The organism is Rhodococcus sp. NPDC060090 (genome assembly GCF_042729855.1).
Taxonomy (GTDB): Bacteria; Actinomycetota; Actinomycetes; order Mycobacteriales; family Mycobacteriaceae; genus Rhodococcus.
In genome coordinates this window covers 74,010-88,199 of the sequence record NZ_JBHWXB010000002.1, presented here as the reverse complement: position 1 = coordinate 88,199, position 14,190 = coordinate 74,010, and the positions used below count along the sequence as shown (strand labels likewise).

Genomic DNA, 14,190 nt, shown 5'->3' with positions numbered 1-14,190 from the left:
TCTGCGCGTCCGCCGTGTACTGAAACTTCGACCGGAGGTGAACGACGATGACCGTCGTGCCCGAGAACTCCACCCGCAGCGACGAAGTCGTGTACGATCGGCCCGTCGACTGCGACAATCACTACTACGAGAAGGTCGACGCCTTCACTCGGTACCTCGAGCCGGCGTTCAAGGACCGCGGTGTCGAAGTGATCACACGCGGCAAGCACACCGAATTGCTCGCCGGGGGAAAGCTTCTCGAATTCGTTCCGAATCCGACCTTCGATCCCGTGATCGTCCCCGGCGCTCTGGATCTGTTGTTCCGCGGGCAGATTCCGGAAGGAGTCGACCCACGAAGCCTGATGAAAGTCGAGCCGCTCAACCCCGCGTACCAGGATCACGACATCCGACTCGACATGATCGAGCAGCAGGAAATGTCGGGGGTAATCCTCCTTCCGACGCTCGCGTGCGGCGTCGAAGAGGCGCTCAAAGAGGACATTCCGGCAACGATGGCGAGTGTCACCGCATTCAACAGATGGCTGGACGAAGACTGGGGATACAACTACAAGGGCCGCATCTTCTCGGCGCCGATGCTGGCGCTGGCCGATCCCGATGAAGCAGTCGCAGAGATCGACCGACTCCTCGAACGCGACGTCAAGCTCGTCTACATCCGTCCCGCACCGGTGCCTGCCGGGCACGGCACCTCCAAGTCGCTCGGCGACATGATGTACGACAAGGTGTGGGCGAAGCTGGAAGAATCCGACATCCCCGTCGCGTTTCATCTCAGCGACAGCGGATACAACGGCTCGATCGCCCGTGCCTGGGGTGCGCCGGCACGGTTCGTGCCCTTCAAGACGTCCAACCCGCTCGCGAATATCGTCGTCTCCGATCGTGCAATCCACGACACGATGGCGAGCCTGATCCTCGGCGGCGTGTTCACGCGCCACCCGAAGCTGCGTGTCGCCAGCATCGAGAACGGATCGGACTGGGTGCAGCTGCTGGTCAAACGCCTGAAGAAGCAGGCGAACCAGACTCCGTGGGCGTTCGCCGAGTCGCCCGTCGACACGATCCGCAGGCACCTGTGGGTGGCGCCGTACTACGAGGACGACGTTCGGGCGCTGGCCGATCTCGTCGGATCCGATCGCGTCCTGTTCGGCTCCGATTGGCCGCACGGCGAAGGTCTCGAGAAGCCCACGGATTTCATCAAGGAACTGGGCGATTTCGACGAGGGTGAGAAAGACCGGATCATGCGTACCAACGTGCTGGACTACCTGGGCATCACGTCCGGACGCTGAATGCCGCGTGGGTGCACTCGGCCCACCAGGCGAGTGCACCCACGCGAATGTTCTGTCCGCAGACGCCTACTTCGCGCGAGACGAGCGCGCGGTGGCCTTCTTCGCCTTGCTCTTCGCTGCGGGCTCCTCCTGCTCGAGGAGCCTGCTGGTGTAGTCGAGGATGCAGTTGAGCCCGTACTCGAAGTTGTAGTCGTCCGGTACACCGCCCACACGCCCCCGACCTGCCGCTTCCGCAAGAAGCGGGGTCTTCTCCGGGGTGATGACCAGATTCTCGTAGTACGCCTGCGACGTCGGATCGTACTTCTTGCCGCGCTCCTGCAGTCGCGCGAGCACGACCGAACCTCGGACGTGCAACTGGACGGCGGAGTAGGCATCGAAGGCGTCGTCGAGCGATAGGCCGCCCTTGACGAGATCGTCGATGATGTGCTCGATCTCGCGTGCGCCGAGAGTGGCGCTCTTGGGGCTGAGCGATGATCTGATCAGGATCAGATCGCACAGGATCGGGTTTGCCAGGAACGCGCTCCGCGCCGCGTGGGCGTGGTTGTAGAGGCGTTCGCGCCAGTCCGAGCCGGAGTCGCCCATCACGGCTTCGACCTGTATTTGCGCGAGGGCGCGATCCGTCATCGCGTTGAGCAGTTCGTCCTTCTTGCGGAAATACCAGTAGATGCTCGTGACACCGACGCCGAGATGTTTGGCGAGTTGCGGCATGCTCAGGTTGTCGACCGGGACGTCCTCGGCGAGTTCGAACGCGCCGGCGATGATGTCCTCGGGGTTGATGGATCCGCGCTCGCGACGTTCGCGCTTCTGAGGCTCTTCTTTACGCGCCATTGCTCTCCGACTTTCCGTCCAGTTCGTCCGTCAGGACGGCAGCACAGGCGTGAAGCGGCCCGTGCGGTGGTACGCCACTGCCGGTGGCACTGAGTGCTGCCGACCATTTCGGCTCACTGTAGCGCATACCGGATCGCCGCCGGGATGTGCCGTCAGTCGATGATGCTGAGTGCAGCGGACGGGCAATTGCTCACCGCGGTACGCAGATCGGCTTCGCTGCATGCGGCCGCGGCGTCGTCGTCGATCAGGACGTACCCTCCGTCGCCCACCTCGAAAACGGCTGGTGCAGTCGCTTCGCACAGGCCGTGGCCTACACACCTGTCGCCATCGACAACAACGCGCATCGTCTCGCTCCTTGCTCGGGTACTCGGATTCCGCGACTGTGGTTCGGAGGTCAATAGGCCATGAAGAGGATCTCGTCCCGGCTGTAGTCGTGGTCGGGATGGCGTTCGCCGAGATGGTGCCGGACCTTCTCGACGAGGTCGTCCTCGTCGGTGCCGCGTAGGTATTCGCCGCACGGGCAGGTCAATCGCTTCTTCATAACTTTCCTTTCGTTGTGACCGAACAGATTTCACACGTTGCGAGCAAGCAGTTCGCGAAGTCGGGTCGCGTCGACCTTCCCTGTGCCACCGCGCGGAATCTTCTCGTCGGAATCGAGCAGGAGCCATACCGTCGGAACCTTGAACGAGCTCAGCAGTTCTTTTGCTGCCGAGCGTAGTTCGACAGGGTCGAATGCGCGTGAGCAGATCACCGCGGCGCTCACCCGTGGTCCGACTTCGCCGTCGATCTGCGTGACGAAGGCGTTCTCGACTCCGTCGATCGTCTTCAATGCCGCCTGCACCTCGCTCGGATACACGGTGGCTCCGTTGACCTTGAACATGTCGTCGATCCGGCCCCGGTGGAAGAGGAATCCCGCGTCGTCGAGGAGGCCGAGATCGCCCGTGGGGTAGAAGCCGTCGGGTGTGAACACGTTTTCCCGGCTGCGGCCGCAGATGCCCTGCATGACATGGGGTCCTCGAACTTCGATCCGGCCTTCCATGCCGCGGCAAAGAGGGCTTCCTGTGTCGATATCTGTGACGCGGACTTCCATACCGTCGAACGGGGTGCCGCAGCTTCCCCAGGATTCCCGAGGCATCGGAGTGTCCAACCGGTAGCCCGAGTACGGCCCGAATGTCTCGGTCATGCCGAACAGGTTCGCGCGCGAGCCCGGTTCGCCGCGCTCCGCGGCAGGCATCAGCGCGGGGAGGCTGCCCGGCTGCAGCGACGACAGGTCGACGTCCGTCGATCCGGACCTGCGTGCCAGTGCTTCGGCCTGGTCGGGCCAGCCGCGGAACAACGTCACTTTCTCGGCTTCGAGGAGTTGCAGCGTCGTGTCGGGCGCCGGGATTTCCTCGGTGACCAGGGTGGCGCCCGCGATCAGGGCCGACAGGATTCCCGCACCGAAACCCCCGACCCAGAAGAACGGCATCGGCAGGTAGAGCCGGCTGTCGGAGGTGATGCACCGCGCGGCCAGACCGGAGGCAACGGCCGCCAGCGCGCCGCCGTGCGAGTGCAGGACGCCCTTCGGTGGTCCGCTGCTGCCCGACGTGAAGATGATGACCATGGTGTCGGACGGTGACACGGCGTCTTCCAGCGCGGCGGCAACCGCTCGAGTCCGGGCAGTGGGCTCCGCACCGGTTACTTCCTCGACGCCCCAGGTTCTTCGCAGGGACGGCAGGCCGGGGTGGAGAATGTCGCCCGGTTCGAGTGCGGGTTCGCCGATCGTGGTTGCCAGAGCATCGAGGTATCGGTGCCCCCGGAATTCGTCGGCGCTGATGAGATGACCGATCGACGCAGCGTGGATCTGTGCGCGGAGTTCGGCGCCCGAAAGCAAGGTACTCAGCGGAACGAGCACCGCACCGATCCGGGTGATCGCCACGGCGATCTGCACCCACCCGGTGTTGTTCGGCATGATCAGCCCCACCCGGGTGCCTGCGGTGACTCCGCCGTCGACGAGCGTCGCGGCGATGCGGCGGCTGGATGCGTCGAGCTCGCGGTAGCCGACTCGGGTGGCGGGGTCGACGACCATGTCCTTAGTCGGCGTCGCGTCCGCTCGTGCGCGGATCAGTGCCGCCATCGTGGTCGGAGACGGAAGGTCGGAAGGCTTGTTCAGCCTGCTCCGGACGGCCCTCAGATCCGCCTTGCCGGACGGCGTGCGAGGGATGGAGTCGACGACGGCGATCTCGGTCGGGATTTCGTAACGAGCAAGATGCGTCGACAGGTATTCGGCGAGTTCGCCGGGCGTGGCACGCGCATCGGCGCGACATTCGACCATTGCCACGGGTGTTTCACCCAATCGGGCATCGGGACGCCCGACCACTGCCGCGTTCTCCACCGCGGGATGGGTTTCGAGAGCCACCCGGATGTCGTCGGGCATGATCTTGAATCCGCCCCGGATGATCGCTTGGTCGGCGCGACCGTGGATCCACACGAACCCGTCGGCGTCGATCCGTGCGAGATCGGTGGTCCGCATCCAGCCCGCCGTCGGTCCACGCTGCGCCGGCTTGACCTCGAGGAGCCCGACCGTATCGGTGTCGACCTCGCGTCCGGACTCGTCGACGACGCGGAGCAGCGAGCCCGGCTCGGCGCGCCCTACGCTGCCCCGCTTACCTGACCAGTGTCTGCGGTGGTCGGCGAGGCTCCACCCGGCGACACCACCGCCGAACTCTGTTGCGGCATAGGACGTGAGGACCGGGATGCCGAACTTGCCGGTGAACGCATCGGCGTCGTCGGCGGACAGTGGCGCGGTGCCGGAGGTGACGACACGCAGACTCGACAGGTCGTCGCGGGTGAGATCGGAGTGCAGCACCATGCGGAGCGCCGTCGGCACCAGGGATGCGGCGCGGGGACGGTGGCGGCGGACCGCATCGGCCCACGTGGCGAGTTCGAAACGCGGCAACAACACGTAGGGTCGCGCAGCGACGATGCACTGCAGCGTCCGGTACACCCCGCAGATATGGACCAGGGGTGCGTTGACGATCGCGACACCGGAACTGAGGCGTTCGGGCGTCGAGCCCTTCCCGATGGGGCCCAGCACGCTGTGGGCGAGCATGTCGTAGGTGAGTTCGACGCGCTTGGGGGGCCCGGTCGTTCCGCTGGTCAGCATCAGGACCGCGGTTCCGGAGCGGTTGTCGGACGGCACCGGGGGCCCTCCGGCAGTGGCCACCTGGGGTTCGTCGGAGATGTCCGCGACTGCGACGGTGGTCGTGGCGGGCGGCCGTCCGACGAGGGTGTCGAGGTCGGCGGATTCTCCGATGACGACGCGAAGGTTCAGTGCGGCGAGGTCGGCTCGTGTGCGTGCGTCGCCCCTGGATGGATTGATGACGACGAGGCATCGTCCGGAGAGCAGCACTCCGAGAAGGACAGCGACGTGTACAGGTCGGTTGTGGAGCAGCACTCCGATTCCCGTTCCTTCGTCGGGCCCGTGCTGCCTGCAGATCGTGTTGATGCGGTCGGCGCAGCGGGCGATCTGCGCCCAGGTCGTCCATTCACCCTCGTACTCGATCGCACCGGCGTCGGGATCGATGCCGACCACCACTTCGATCCGGTGTGCGAGGCGGTGGTCGGTGACGGATTCGGTGAGCACGCTGTGGTTCGTCATCGGATCCTCGGGCGTATCGTGTCGTGGGAGGGCGCGGCGAGTTCGTCCTTCGCGATCGGGTTTCCGAGCCGCGTGTAGATCAAGCCCTGATCCATCGCGGCTCGATAGGGTTTGTCGAGGGATTCCCAGATCGCCTTCACCGTCCCCTGAGTTGCGGTCGGAGGTTTCGCGGCAATCTGGACGGCGATCTCGTGTGCTCGTATCCAGAGTTGTTCGCGCGAGCTGATTTCGGTGACGAGCCCTATGCGGAGGGCAGTGTCGGCGCTCACGCGCTCGTCGTTGCCCATCAGTGCGATCCGCAGACTCTCTCCGAGGCCGACACGGCGCATCAGCCCGACAGGCTCGAGGGCGGAGACCAGACCGGCCGAGACGTGCGAGTCGAAGAAGGTGGCATCCGTGGAGCAGATCACCACATCGGATTCGTTGACGAAGTACAGCGCGCCCGCCGTGCACATTCCATGGATTGCGCACACCACGGGCTTCCACATCTTCTGCCACTTGGGGCTGAGGAGCTCGCCGGGATCCTCGTGGTTCCAGATGTTGTCCGGCTGACCGTAGACGGACTTGATGTCGAGGCCGGTACTGAAGGCGCGGTCGCCTGCGGCGCGAAGCACCACAGCGTGCACCCGCTCGTCGAATTTGACGAGGCTCCATGCCTCCCGCATTTCGTTGCACATGGTCCGATCGAACGCGTTCAACCGGTCCGGCCGATTCAGAGTGATCGTGGCGACGTGGTGGTCGGCATCGACGTCGAGGAGGATCGTCTCGAACTCGGGAATCGCCGACTCGTCGACGGCCGTCGGTAATGCCATTGCGGGTCTCCGATTCTCGGTGATGTCGGTTGTGGGCTATCGGCCGCGGAACTCGGGTTCGGTGCGTTCCTTGAATGCGCGCAGTCCTTCTTTGAAATCCTCGGTTCGACACGCTAATTCAAGGGAATAGAGCTCCTGGTTCATGGCGTCGGTCAACGATGCCGTGTGACTGCGATTGATGGCCTGCTTGGCCAGGCCGAGGGCGACGGTGGGGCCGGATGCGAGCCGATCCAGTAGTTGGGCGGCGACGGCATCGAGATCGGGTTCGGGTGTGGAGCGGTAGATCAGCCCCCAGTTGCACGCGTCGGGTGCTCCGATCTTCTCTCCGAGCATCAGCATCTGTTTTGCCCGTGCCGTTCCTGCGAGTCGGGGGACGAGCCAGGTGGCCCCGGAGTCGGGGCTGAACCCGCGCGTGATGAACGGCTCCCAGAACACTGCGTCGTCGGCGGCGACAGTGAAGTCGGCCGCGAATGCGAGGTTGCAGCCTAGGCCCACGGCCCATCCGCGGACGGTGCAGACTACGGGAAGGTGGAGGTCGTGGATCAGTTCGACGATGCGATGAGCCTGGTGGGGGACGCGACGCACCAGGTTTCCGGCGCGCGGCCGCGATGCATCGTTGCGGTTCGTCGCGACCCAGTCGGCACCGCCGCAGAAGTTCTCACCGGCGCCCGTGATGTGCACCGCGCGAAGTGAATCATCGTGTGCCGCATCGGTGAGTTCACGGATGAGGGTCTGGACCATCGCGGAACTCAGTGAATTGAGTGCCTCGGTGCGGTCGAGGGTGAGCCGCAGGATCGGTCCGTCGCGCTCGACACGCACCGCTTCGGATCGTCTGCGCGAACCGTCGTCGTTGCTCACCGTGGTAACCACCCCTCACAACCTATACTGTTACATATACGGTATGTAGTACCGTTGCGTTCTACACAAGTTAGCAAGGAACCCGGGCCGACGGAACCGGGACGGCCGAAAGAGGCGCGATGACCAGCTACGAGGTGGAACCGACGACGTCCCGCCCCGACGGGCGTTATGTTCCGGGGCGGTTCGGCGAGGCGCCACTGCCGCAGACCCGACATGCTGCGAGCGCACTCCGCCGGCTCACAGGGCTGCTGCTCTCACTCGAACACGAACACGAGGTCGTCGACGAGATGCTCACCCGCTTCGCGGAATGGGAGCAGATTCTGGCAGCAGCCGTGCCTGCCGATCTTCGGCTCCGGCGCGCAGACGACACCAGTGGCGACCGGCGCGTCTACCTCGACCATGCCATCGACATCGGCGCATTCAACCCGGCCTTCCCCGACTACGATCTCCGGACGTTCGACGCCGACACCGCGTCCGGCACGGTGAACTTCCCCCTGGTGTACGAGGGGCCACCCGGGCTGGTTCACGGTGGCTTTCTCGCCGTGTTCTTCGATTGCATGATTCAGCACCACAATTGCGAGGTCGGGATCGCGGGGAAGACACGTCTGCTCAGTATTCGCTATCGGCGACCCACCCCGTTGCTCACCACGCTGGATTTCGATGTCGTCCGACGGACGACGGAACGTGGCCTGGTATCCGAAGCGCGCCTCGTGCGGGACGGCGAAGTGTTGTGTATCGCCGAGCTCGACTGCGTCGCCATGCAGATCGACCAGCTGGAGACCACGGCATTCGGCCACCGCCGATGACGCACTTTCGGCTGTATCCCGCGGCAGGAAACACCATTCGGAAGGACTACAGATGACCGAGGCCAGTGCGTCCGACGGCAGGGTGTTGTTCGACATCGACCGCGATACCCGAATCGCGACGATCACCCTGAACAATCCGTCGCAGCGAAACTCCTACGATCAGACGATGCGCGACGAGCTCGCGCGATACCTGGACATCGTGGTCGATGACGACGACCTCACCGTCGTGCTGCTGCGGGGAGCGGAAGGCGTGTTCAGCACCGGAGCGAACATGAACAACGCCTACGGCTGGTACGGCGAGGGGCGAGGCGGCAACGGTGACAGTTCGGCGCCGGACAAGCGCAGGCCGAGTCAACGACGCCGATTGACCGTGGACCGCAAAACCTTCGATTTCTATCACGAATTCCTGGGATTTCCGAAGGTCACCGTCGGCGAGATCAGCGGATTCGCATTGGGCGGCGGCTTCGAGATGGCCCTGATGACCGACATCTCCGTCATCGCGCGCGACACACGAATCGGCATGCCCGCGACCCGTTTTCTCGGTCCGGCGCTCGGAAGCCTGCACATGTTCTTCCACCGCCTGGGGCCCGTCCTGGCGAGGCAATTGCTCCTCACCGGCGACATCGTCACCGCCGAATCCGTCGAGCACCGTGGTGTGTTCACCGAAACCTGCGAATCCGCGCACGTGACGGCGCGCGCACGGTATTGGGCCGAGAAGGCCGCGAAGATGCCGGCCGACGGGGTCGTCATCGCCAAGGAAGCATTTCGACTGGTCGAGCAGAGCCAGGCGTACCAGGGAGAAGAGGTCGCGAGCTACCTCTTCCACGCATTCGGCACCAACCTCCAGTTCTCCTCCGGCGAATTCAATTTCGTGAAGACACGTGCCCAGCACGGGACGAAGCACGCCTTCCGTCTTCGCGACGAGCACTTCCACGTCCCCGAGCCGGACCTGACGTGAGTTCCCCACAGGAGGATGCAGTGACCCACACGAAGCTCGTCTTCGACCCGTTCTCGCAGGAATTCTTCGACGGTCCATACGACATCTACACCAGGATGCGCGACGAGGCACCCGTCTACTACAGCGAGGAATACGACTTCTATGCATTGAGCCGGTACGAGGACGTCGCTCCGGCATATCGAGATTTCGAAACCTATTCCTCGGCACGAGGACTCGATCTGGCCACCGTGCGCAAAGGCGAGATCTCCTCGTTCAAGTCGATCATCGTCCTCGACCCACCCGAGCACCGGCACATGCGACGACTCGTGAGCAAGGTGTTCACGCCCCGAGCGATCAACGACCTGCGCGAGATGGTCGACGCACAGATCGTCCGTTTTCTCGACCGCGTGGACCCCGCGGGTTTCGATATGGTCCAGGATTTCTCGGCATACTTCCCGATGGAGATCATCTCGGAGATGCTCGGTGTTCCAGAGGAGTACCGGACTCGGCTGCGTCTGTGGACCGATGCGTCGCTGCACCGTGAGATCGGGCAGATCGAGATGGATGAGGCCGGAACCGACGCGGTCGTCGAAGCGATGCGGTTCTACTACGGGCTCGTCAAAGAGCGTCGTGATAATCCCCAGGACGACATGATCAGCAAGCTCATCGAGGCCGAGATCGAACGCGACGACGATCAGCCGCCGGCACTGACCACAATGGAGATCGCGATGTTCGCGTCGTTGCTCGGCGGCGCCGGAGCCGAGACCGTAGCCAAGCTCATCGGCGGAGCGCCGGTGACGTTCGCGCGATTCCCGGATCAGTGGGCCAAGTTGCGGGAGGATCGCTCGCTCATTCCGGATGCGGTCGAAGAACTGCTGCGTTTCGAATCCCCGAATCAGTACAACGTGCGGTACTCCATGCGCGATGTCGAACTGCACGGGGTGACCATTCCCGCAGGCAAGCCGGTGTTTTTGATGCTGGGTGCGGCGAATCGTGACCCTGCTGCCTTCGACGAACCGGATGTCTTCGACATCGAGCGGGATCGTGCGGGCCGGCAGAGCCTCGCTTTCGGGCTCGGGATCCACAGCTGTCTCGGTGCGGCACTTGCGCGGATGGAAAGCGCACTGGCCCTCGGTCATCTACTCGATTTCATGCCCGAGTTCGAGGTCGATTTCGACAACTGCACCCGTGTGAGTATGCAGAATGTGGCGGGTTACGAGAGCGTGCCGGTCAGGGTTCGCACCAGGTTGCACTGACGCCGGGTGGCGATCACACCGTAAATAGACAGAAGCAACCTTCCGGAAAGGTTGTTTCTGTCTATTCGTGCCGCGGCGGTGTTCGATCGCTTCTATGTGGACACAACGGTTGCGCCCGCGGTCCCCGGCGCACCGTAGAGCAATGCGAATCCCGCTTTCGGATTCCCTGGTACCTGCCGTGGTCCGGCGTCGCCGCGCAGCTGAAGCACGAGTTCGTGGAGTTGCCGCAGCCCCGAGGCGCCGATCGGCTCGCCATTGGCGATCAATCCGCCGTCGGTGTTGACGGGGAGACTTCCCCCGATCTCGGTGGCGCCGTCCGCGATCAGCTTCTCCTGGTCGCCGTCGGCGCAGAATCCGGCTTCCGCCATGTGGATCACCTCGGCACCGGCGTCGGTGTCCTGGAGTTGGACCACATCGATGTCCTGGGGCGAGATGCCTGCAGCCTCGAAGGCTGCGCGCGAGGCGAACACAGACGGTGACGGGACTTCGTCGACCGGCGCGTAGGTGGTGTTGACCTCGTAGGCGCCGTAGGTGCGTGTGCGGACCTCTACCGAACGGACATGGACCGGCTTGGACGTGAAGCGGTGGGCGATGTCGGCTCGGCACATGATGACCGCGGCCGCGCCTTCATCCGGGGCACAGAACATGTAGTGCGTCAGTGGGTAGTTGAGCATCGGGGAGTCGAGAATCTGCTGTTCCGAGATGGGCTTGCGCCTGAACGCATTCGGGTTGTCCACGCCGTTGCGGTAGTTCTTCGCAGCAACTTTGGCCAGGGTCCGGACGGAGATGTCGTGGTCGTGAAGGTATCGGTTCGCCTTCATTCCGAAGAATTGTGTGGTGAGGTACTGGCCGTTCTCGCCGTACCAGGAGGGCATACCGACCAGCGTGGGATCCACGGTGAATGCGCCGCGAGGGTGCTTGTCGAGTCCGATGGCGATTCCGATGTCGTACTTGCCGAGCCTGATCGCATCCGCGCACGCCTCGGTGGTGCTTGCGGCCGTGGCGCAGGCGTTGAACACGTTGGTGAAAGGAATCCCCGTGAGCCCCATGAGGCCTACGATCGCGTCGGGATTCGCGATCTCCCAGCTGCCGCCGACCGCGAATTGCATGTCTTTCCACTCCAGGCCGGCATCGGTGAGCGCGGCGCGGATGGCATCGGTGCCCATCTGCATCGCCGTCTTGTCGAATCGACCGAAGGGATGCATACCCACGCCGATGATCGCTACCTCATTCATTCGGACGCTCCCTTCGAGTCGACAGGGCGGAATGCGAAAGTGATGACTTCGTCGCCTTTCTCGTCGTGACCGAGCGGGATCATCGTCAACTCGACGTCCATGCCGAAGCTCAGGTTCGACGGGCTGTTCTCCGTGAGGCGCCCCTCGACTCGAACCACGTCGCCCAGTTGCACGAGCCCGACGCCGAACGGTACGAACGTCTCGGGGGTCTCGTCTCCGAGATATGGCGCGCCCGGGAGAAAGCCCTGGGTGGTCCAGGCGACGAGTGTTCCGGTGCGGGGGAGCGCGACGTCCGTCATCTGCTCGCGGCTGCACCGGGGACACAGCGGCTGCACCGGGAAGGCCGTCGCGCTGCAGTGGTCGCACGTACTTGCGAGGAGTTGTGGTCGTTCGTCGGGCCAGGTCGATAGTTCTGGGGCGATCGCTCTCTGCATGGTGCGTCCTCGGGTCGTCGGACTGGGAAGAGGCTCGTCGGGGACATGCTCATATCTTGCGGTAGATCATACCGATAGGTATACAGTAGTAGCGGTTGTCGCGCGAGAGACCGCGCTGTTGTCCGAACGGAGTTCATATGCCCCGCAAAGCTATCGACTGCCTGGTCAACGTCCACTTCGGGGAGGCCGATTCGCAGCCGAAGTGGATGACCTCTGTTCGCGACAACTACTTCAAGGGCCCGAAGTCGATGTTCGACCCGGTCGACATGTCGGAGTTGCTCGACGAGATGGACGAAATGGGTGTGCAGAAGGCGATCCTGATGGACTCCATCGCGACACCCCGGCTGACCGCGCGGAAATTCGTCGAAGCACACCCGGAGCGGTTCTCTCTCGCGATGGGCGTCGGACCACTGTTCCGCCCGATGAAGGTGGTCCGGGAACTCGCCGCAATCACACAGGACCTGCCGGTCCGCTACGCAGCGATCGGCCCGAGCTTCTGGGGCGACGGTGACTATTCACCGAGTCACGCCTTGTACTACCCGCTGTACACGAAATGCGCCGAGATGGGCCTGCCGCTGTGCATGAACACCGGTATCCCCGGTCCCGCACTACCCGGCGAAGTTCAGAATCCGATCCACCTCGATCAGGTGTGCGTGCGCTTCCCAGAACTGAAACTCTGCATGATCCACGGAGCGGATCCGTGGTGGGACGTCGCGATCCGGATGTTGCTCAGGTTCCCGAATCTGCGGCTCATGACATCGGCGTGGTCGCCGAAACGACTGCCGGAGAATCTGTTGCACTTCATGCGAACACGCGGGCAGAACAAGGTGATCTTCGCGTCCGATTGGCCGGTGCTCACGCAGCGCCGACTCGTCCCCGAGGCGGTGGAACTCGACCTGACCGAGGAAGCGCTCGGCAATTTCCTCTTCGACAACGCAGAGGACTTCTTCTTCGGCGACCGGCAGCCCCTCAACTGATCTCCGGACGACAACTTTAGGAGTAGAGATGGATCGGTACGAGCTGCGGCGCGAGGACTACAGCCTGAGCGAAGACCAACTGGATCTGCAGAACGCGTACGCCAAGTTCTTCGAGACCCACTGCACGCACGAGACCGTGCACGCCGCCGAGCCCGAGGGGTTCGACCGCGACCTGTGGGAGAGGCTCTGCGCGACCGGTGCAACGACGATGGCTCTTCCGGAACGGGCCGGTGGTGACGGAGCGACGCTGGTCGATCTGACGCTCGTCGCCGAGGAGGTGGGCAGGTATCTGGCGCCGGTTCCGTGGATCGATCATGTGTGTGCTGCGCGGCTTCTGGCATGCCTCGACGTTCAGGAGCTCGCTGCGATCGCGTCAGGAAAGCGCATCGTCGGTCTTGATCCGCACCTCGGCAACGTGACCGGAAGCCGGTTGATCCCCACTGCATCGATCGCCGACGACCTCATCGTGCGCGACGGCGACGACATCGTGCTCCTCACGTTCGATCCGGTCCCGGAACGTATCGAGAATCTCGGGAAGTTGCCGATGGCGTGGGTCGACCCCGCAGATGCAACACATCGGAAGATACTCGCGAGCGGTCCCACCGCCAGTACGGCGTTCGGCCGGGCCCTCGATGAATGGCGCCTGCTGACCGCGTCTGCCCTGGTGGGTCTGGTGGAGCAGGCCATGCGTATTGCCGCCGAGTTCGCGAAGACTCGCTACACGCTGGGAGTCCCCATCTCCTCTCTGCAAGGTATCTCGCATCCGCTCGCGAACATGGCCATCGCAGTGGAGGGAGGACGTGCATTGGCGCGGAAGGCGGCGTGGTTCCTCGACAACGAGCCGGAGGTTCGGCCCGAACTGGCAGGGGCCGCCTTCGTTTTCATGACGGAAGAGGCGTCCCGCGCCGCGACGATGTCGGTGCATGTTCAGGGCGGTCTCGGCGTGTCCACCGAGGCTGCGGCGAGTGCGTATCTGGTGCGGGCGCGCGGCTGGTCGCTGGCCGGCGGGGATCCGGCCGACACCGCGCGACACGTCGCACAGGTCGTGGTGAAGAAACGTTCCGCACAGTCCCCCGTCGCTCCGCTCGCCCCGGCGGGTGCCGATGCGGCCCTGGCTGCGGTGTAGAGGAAGG

14 protein-coding genes and 1 pseudogene are annotated in these 14,190 nt (G+C 64.0%); 6 read left to right on the top strand and 9 right to left on the bottom strand.

The features are described 5' to 3' along the window. The first annotated feature begins 47 nt into the window (after nt 1–47). Nucleotides 48–1,274 carry an amidohydrolase family protein gene (locus ACFWCF_RS02765; RefSeq protein ID WP_378490585.1) on the top strand — a complete coding sequence of 409 codons (1,227 nt, stop codon included), beginning with the start codon at nt 48–50 and terminating at the stop codon, nt 1,272–1,274. Nucleotides 1,275–1,340: 66 nt separating this feature from the next. Here ACFWCF_RS02765 and ACFWCF_RS02760 read toward each other — a convergent pair whose 3' ends face one another. From ACFWCF_RS02760 to ACFWCF_RS02730, 7 genes and pseudogenes are all read right to left on the bottom strand, one after another. Continuing rightward, complete coding sequence (locus tag ACFWCF_RS02760; RefSeq protein WP_378490584.1) at nt 1,341–2,102, bottom strand: TetR/AcrR family transcriptional regulator; 762 nt, start codon at nt 2,100–2,102, stop codon at nt 1,341–1,343. 152 nt (nt 2,103–2,254) lie between these two features. Then, nucleotides 2,255–2,446 (bottom strand): ferredoxin, encoded by a 192-nt coding sequence (locus tag ACFWCF_RS02755; protein ID WP_378490583.1) that lies wholly within the window; start codon nt 2,444–2,446, stop codon nt 2,255–2,257. 50 nt (nt 2,447–2,496) lie between these two features. Further along, nucleotides 2,497–2,643, bottom strand: a complete 147-nt coding sequence (locus ACFWCF_RS02750; RefSeq protein ID WP_132474238.1) for a DUF1059 domain-containing protein — start codon at nt 2,641–2,643, stop codon at nt 2,497–2,499. A gap of 30 nt (nt 2,644–2,673) precedes the next feature. Then, nucleotides 2,674–4,218, bottom strand: a complete 1,545-nt coding sequence (locus ACFWCF_RS02745; RefSeq protein ID WP_378557694.1) for a class I adenylate-forming enzyme family protein — start codon at nt 4,216–4,218, stop codon at nt 2,674–2,676. A gap of 33 nt (nt 4,219–4,251) precedes the next feature. Continuing rightward, nucleotides 4,252–5,742: pseudogene (locus tag ACFWCF_RS02740) on the bottom strand (class I adenylate-forming enzyme family protein); the annotation flags it as partial. Then, nucleotides 5,739–6,554, bottom strand: coding sequence for an enoyl-CoA hydratase/isomerase family protein (locus tag ACFWCF_RS02735; RefSeq protein WP_378556910.1), 816 nt, complete (start codon nt 6,552–6,554; stop codon nt 5,739–5,741). The pseudogene ACFWCF_RS02740 and the gene ACFWCF_RS02735, both read right to left, overlap by 4 nt. Nucleotides 6,555–6,590: 36 nt before the next feature. Beyond that, on the bottom strand, nt 6,591–7,412 hold the full coding sequence (locus ACFWCF_RS02730) for an enoyl-CoA hydratase/isomerase family protein (protein WP_378556907.1): 822 nt from the start codon (nt 7,410–7,412) through the stop codon (nt 6,591–6,593). A 119-nt stretch (nt 7,413–7,531) separates the two neighbouring features. On the opposite strand from ACFWCF_RS02730, the gene ACFWCF_RS02725 reads away from it, so the two are divergent. From ACFWCF_RS02725 to ACFWCF_RS02715, 3 genes are read left to right on the top strand one after another with little or no spacing between them, the layout of a single operon-like run. After that, nucleotides 7,532–8,218, top strand: a complete 687-nt coding sequence (locus ACFWCF_RS02725) for a hypothetical protein (protein ID WP_378556904.1) — start codon at nt 7,532–7,534, stop codon at nt 8,216–8,218. A 52-nt stretch (nt 8,219–8,270) separates the two neighbouring features. Beyond that, entirely contained in the window at nt 8,271–9,176 is a 906-nt protein-coding gene (locus ACFWCF_RS02720) for an enoyl-CoA hydratase/isomerase family protein (protein WP_378556901.1), read from the top strand. Nucleotides 9,177–9,196: 20 nt separating this feature from the next. Further along, nucleotides 9,197–10,411 (top strand): cytochrome P450, encoded by a 1,215-nt coding sequence (locus tag ACFWCF_RS02715; RefSeq protein ID WP_378556898.1) that lies wholly within the window; start codon nt 9,197–9,199, stop codon nt 10,409–10,411. Between the two features lie 92 nt (nt 10,412–10,503). Here ACFWCF_RS02715 and ACFWCF_RS02710 read toward each other — a convergent pair whose 3' ends face one another. Next, nucleotides 10,504–11,646 carry a thiolase family protein gene (locus ACFWCF_RS02710; protein WP_378556895.1) on the bottom strand — a complete coding sequence of 381 codons (1,143 nt, stop codon included), beginning with the start codon at nt 11,644–11,646 and terminating at the stop codon, nt 10,504–10,506. Continuing rightward, complete coding sequence (locus ACFWCF_RS02705) at nt 11,643–12,080, bottom strand: Zn-ribbon domain-containing OB-fold protein (protein WP_378556892.1); 438 nt, start codon at nt 12,078–12,080, stop codon at nt 11,643–11,645. The genes ACFWCF_RS02710 and ACFWCF_RS02705 overlap by 4 nt, the downstream gene beginning before the upstream one ends. 137 nt (nt 12,081–12,217) lie before the next feature. Here ACFWCF_RS02705 and ACFWCF_RS02700 point away from each other — a divergent pair, with 137 nt between their 5' ends. Together ACFWCF_RS02700 and ACFWCF_RS02695 are read left to right on the top strand one after the other, a co-directional pair. Continuing rightward, nucleotides 12,218–13,057, top strand: coding sequence for an amidohydrolase family protein (locus ACFWCF_RS02700; protein ID WP_378556889.1), 840 nt, complete (start codon nt 12,218–12,220; stop codon nt 13,055–13,057). Between the two features lie 28 nt (nt 13,058–13,085). Beyond that, nucleotides 13,086–14,183: an acyl-CoA dehydrogenase family protein gene (locus ACFWCF_RS02695; RefSeq protein ID WP_378556886.1), complete on the top strand. Its 1,098-nt coding sequence runs from the start codon at nt 13,086–13,088 to the stop codon at nt 14,181–14,183. The last annotated feature ends 7 nt before the right edge of the window (nt 14,184–14,190 follow it).

Coding starts and splice junctions, on each gene's coding strand:
- ACFWCF_RS02765 (WP_378490585.1), top strand. CDS start 48: ATGACCGTCGTGCCCGAGAACTCCACCCGCAGCGACGAAGTCGTGTAC.
- ACFWCF_RS02760 (WP_378490584.1), bottom strand. CDS start 2,102: ATGGCGCGTAAAGAAGAGCCTCAGAAGCGCGAACGTCGCGAGCGCGGA.
- ACFWCF_RS02755 (WP_378490583.1), bottom strand. CDS start 2,446: ATGCGCGTTGTTGTCGATGGCGACAGGTGTGTAGGCCACGGCCTGTGC.
- ACFWCF_RS02750 (WP_132474238.1), bottom strand. CDS start 2,643: ATGAAGAAGCGATTGACCTGCCCGTGCGGCGAATACCTACGCGGCACC.
- ACFWCF_RS02745 (WP_378557694.1), bottom strand. CDS start 4,218: ATGGCGGCACTGATCCGCGCACGAGCGGACGCGACGCCGACTAAGGAC.
- ACFWCF_RS02735 (WP_378556910.1), bottom strand. CDS start 6,554: ATGGCATTACCGACGGCCGTCGACGAGTCGGCGATTCCCGAGTTCGAG.
- ACFWCF_RS02725 (WP_378556904.1), top strand. CDS start 7,532: ATGACCAGCTACGAGGTGGAACCGACGACGTCCCGCCCCGACGGGCGT.
- ACFWCF_RS02720 (WP_378556901.1), top strand. CDS start 8,271: ATGACCGAGGCCAGTGCGTCCGACGGCAGGGTGTTGTTCGACATCGAC.
- ACFWCF_RS02710 (WP_378556895.1), bottom strand. CDS start 11,646: ATGAATGAGGTAGCGATCATCGGCGTGGGTATGCATCCCTTCGGTCGA.
- ACFWCF_RS02705 (WP_378556892.1), bottom strand. CDS start 12,080: ATGCAGAGAGCGATCGCCCCAGAACTATCGACCTGGCCCGACGAACGA.
- ACFWCF_RS02700 (WP_378556889.1), top strand. CDS start 12,218: ATGCCCCGCAAAGCTATCGACTGCCTGGTCAACGTCCACTTCGGGGAG.
- ACFWCF_RS02695 (WP_378556886.1), top strand. CDS start 13,086: ATGGATCGGTACGAGCTGCGGCGCGAGGACTACAGCCTGAGCGAAGAC.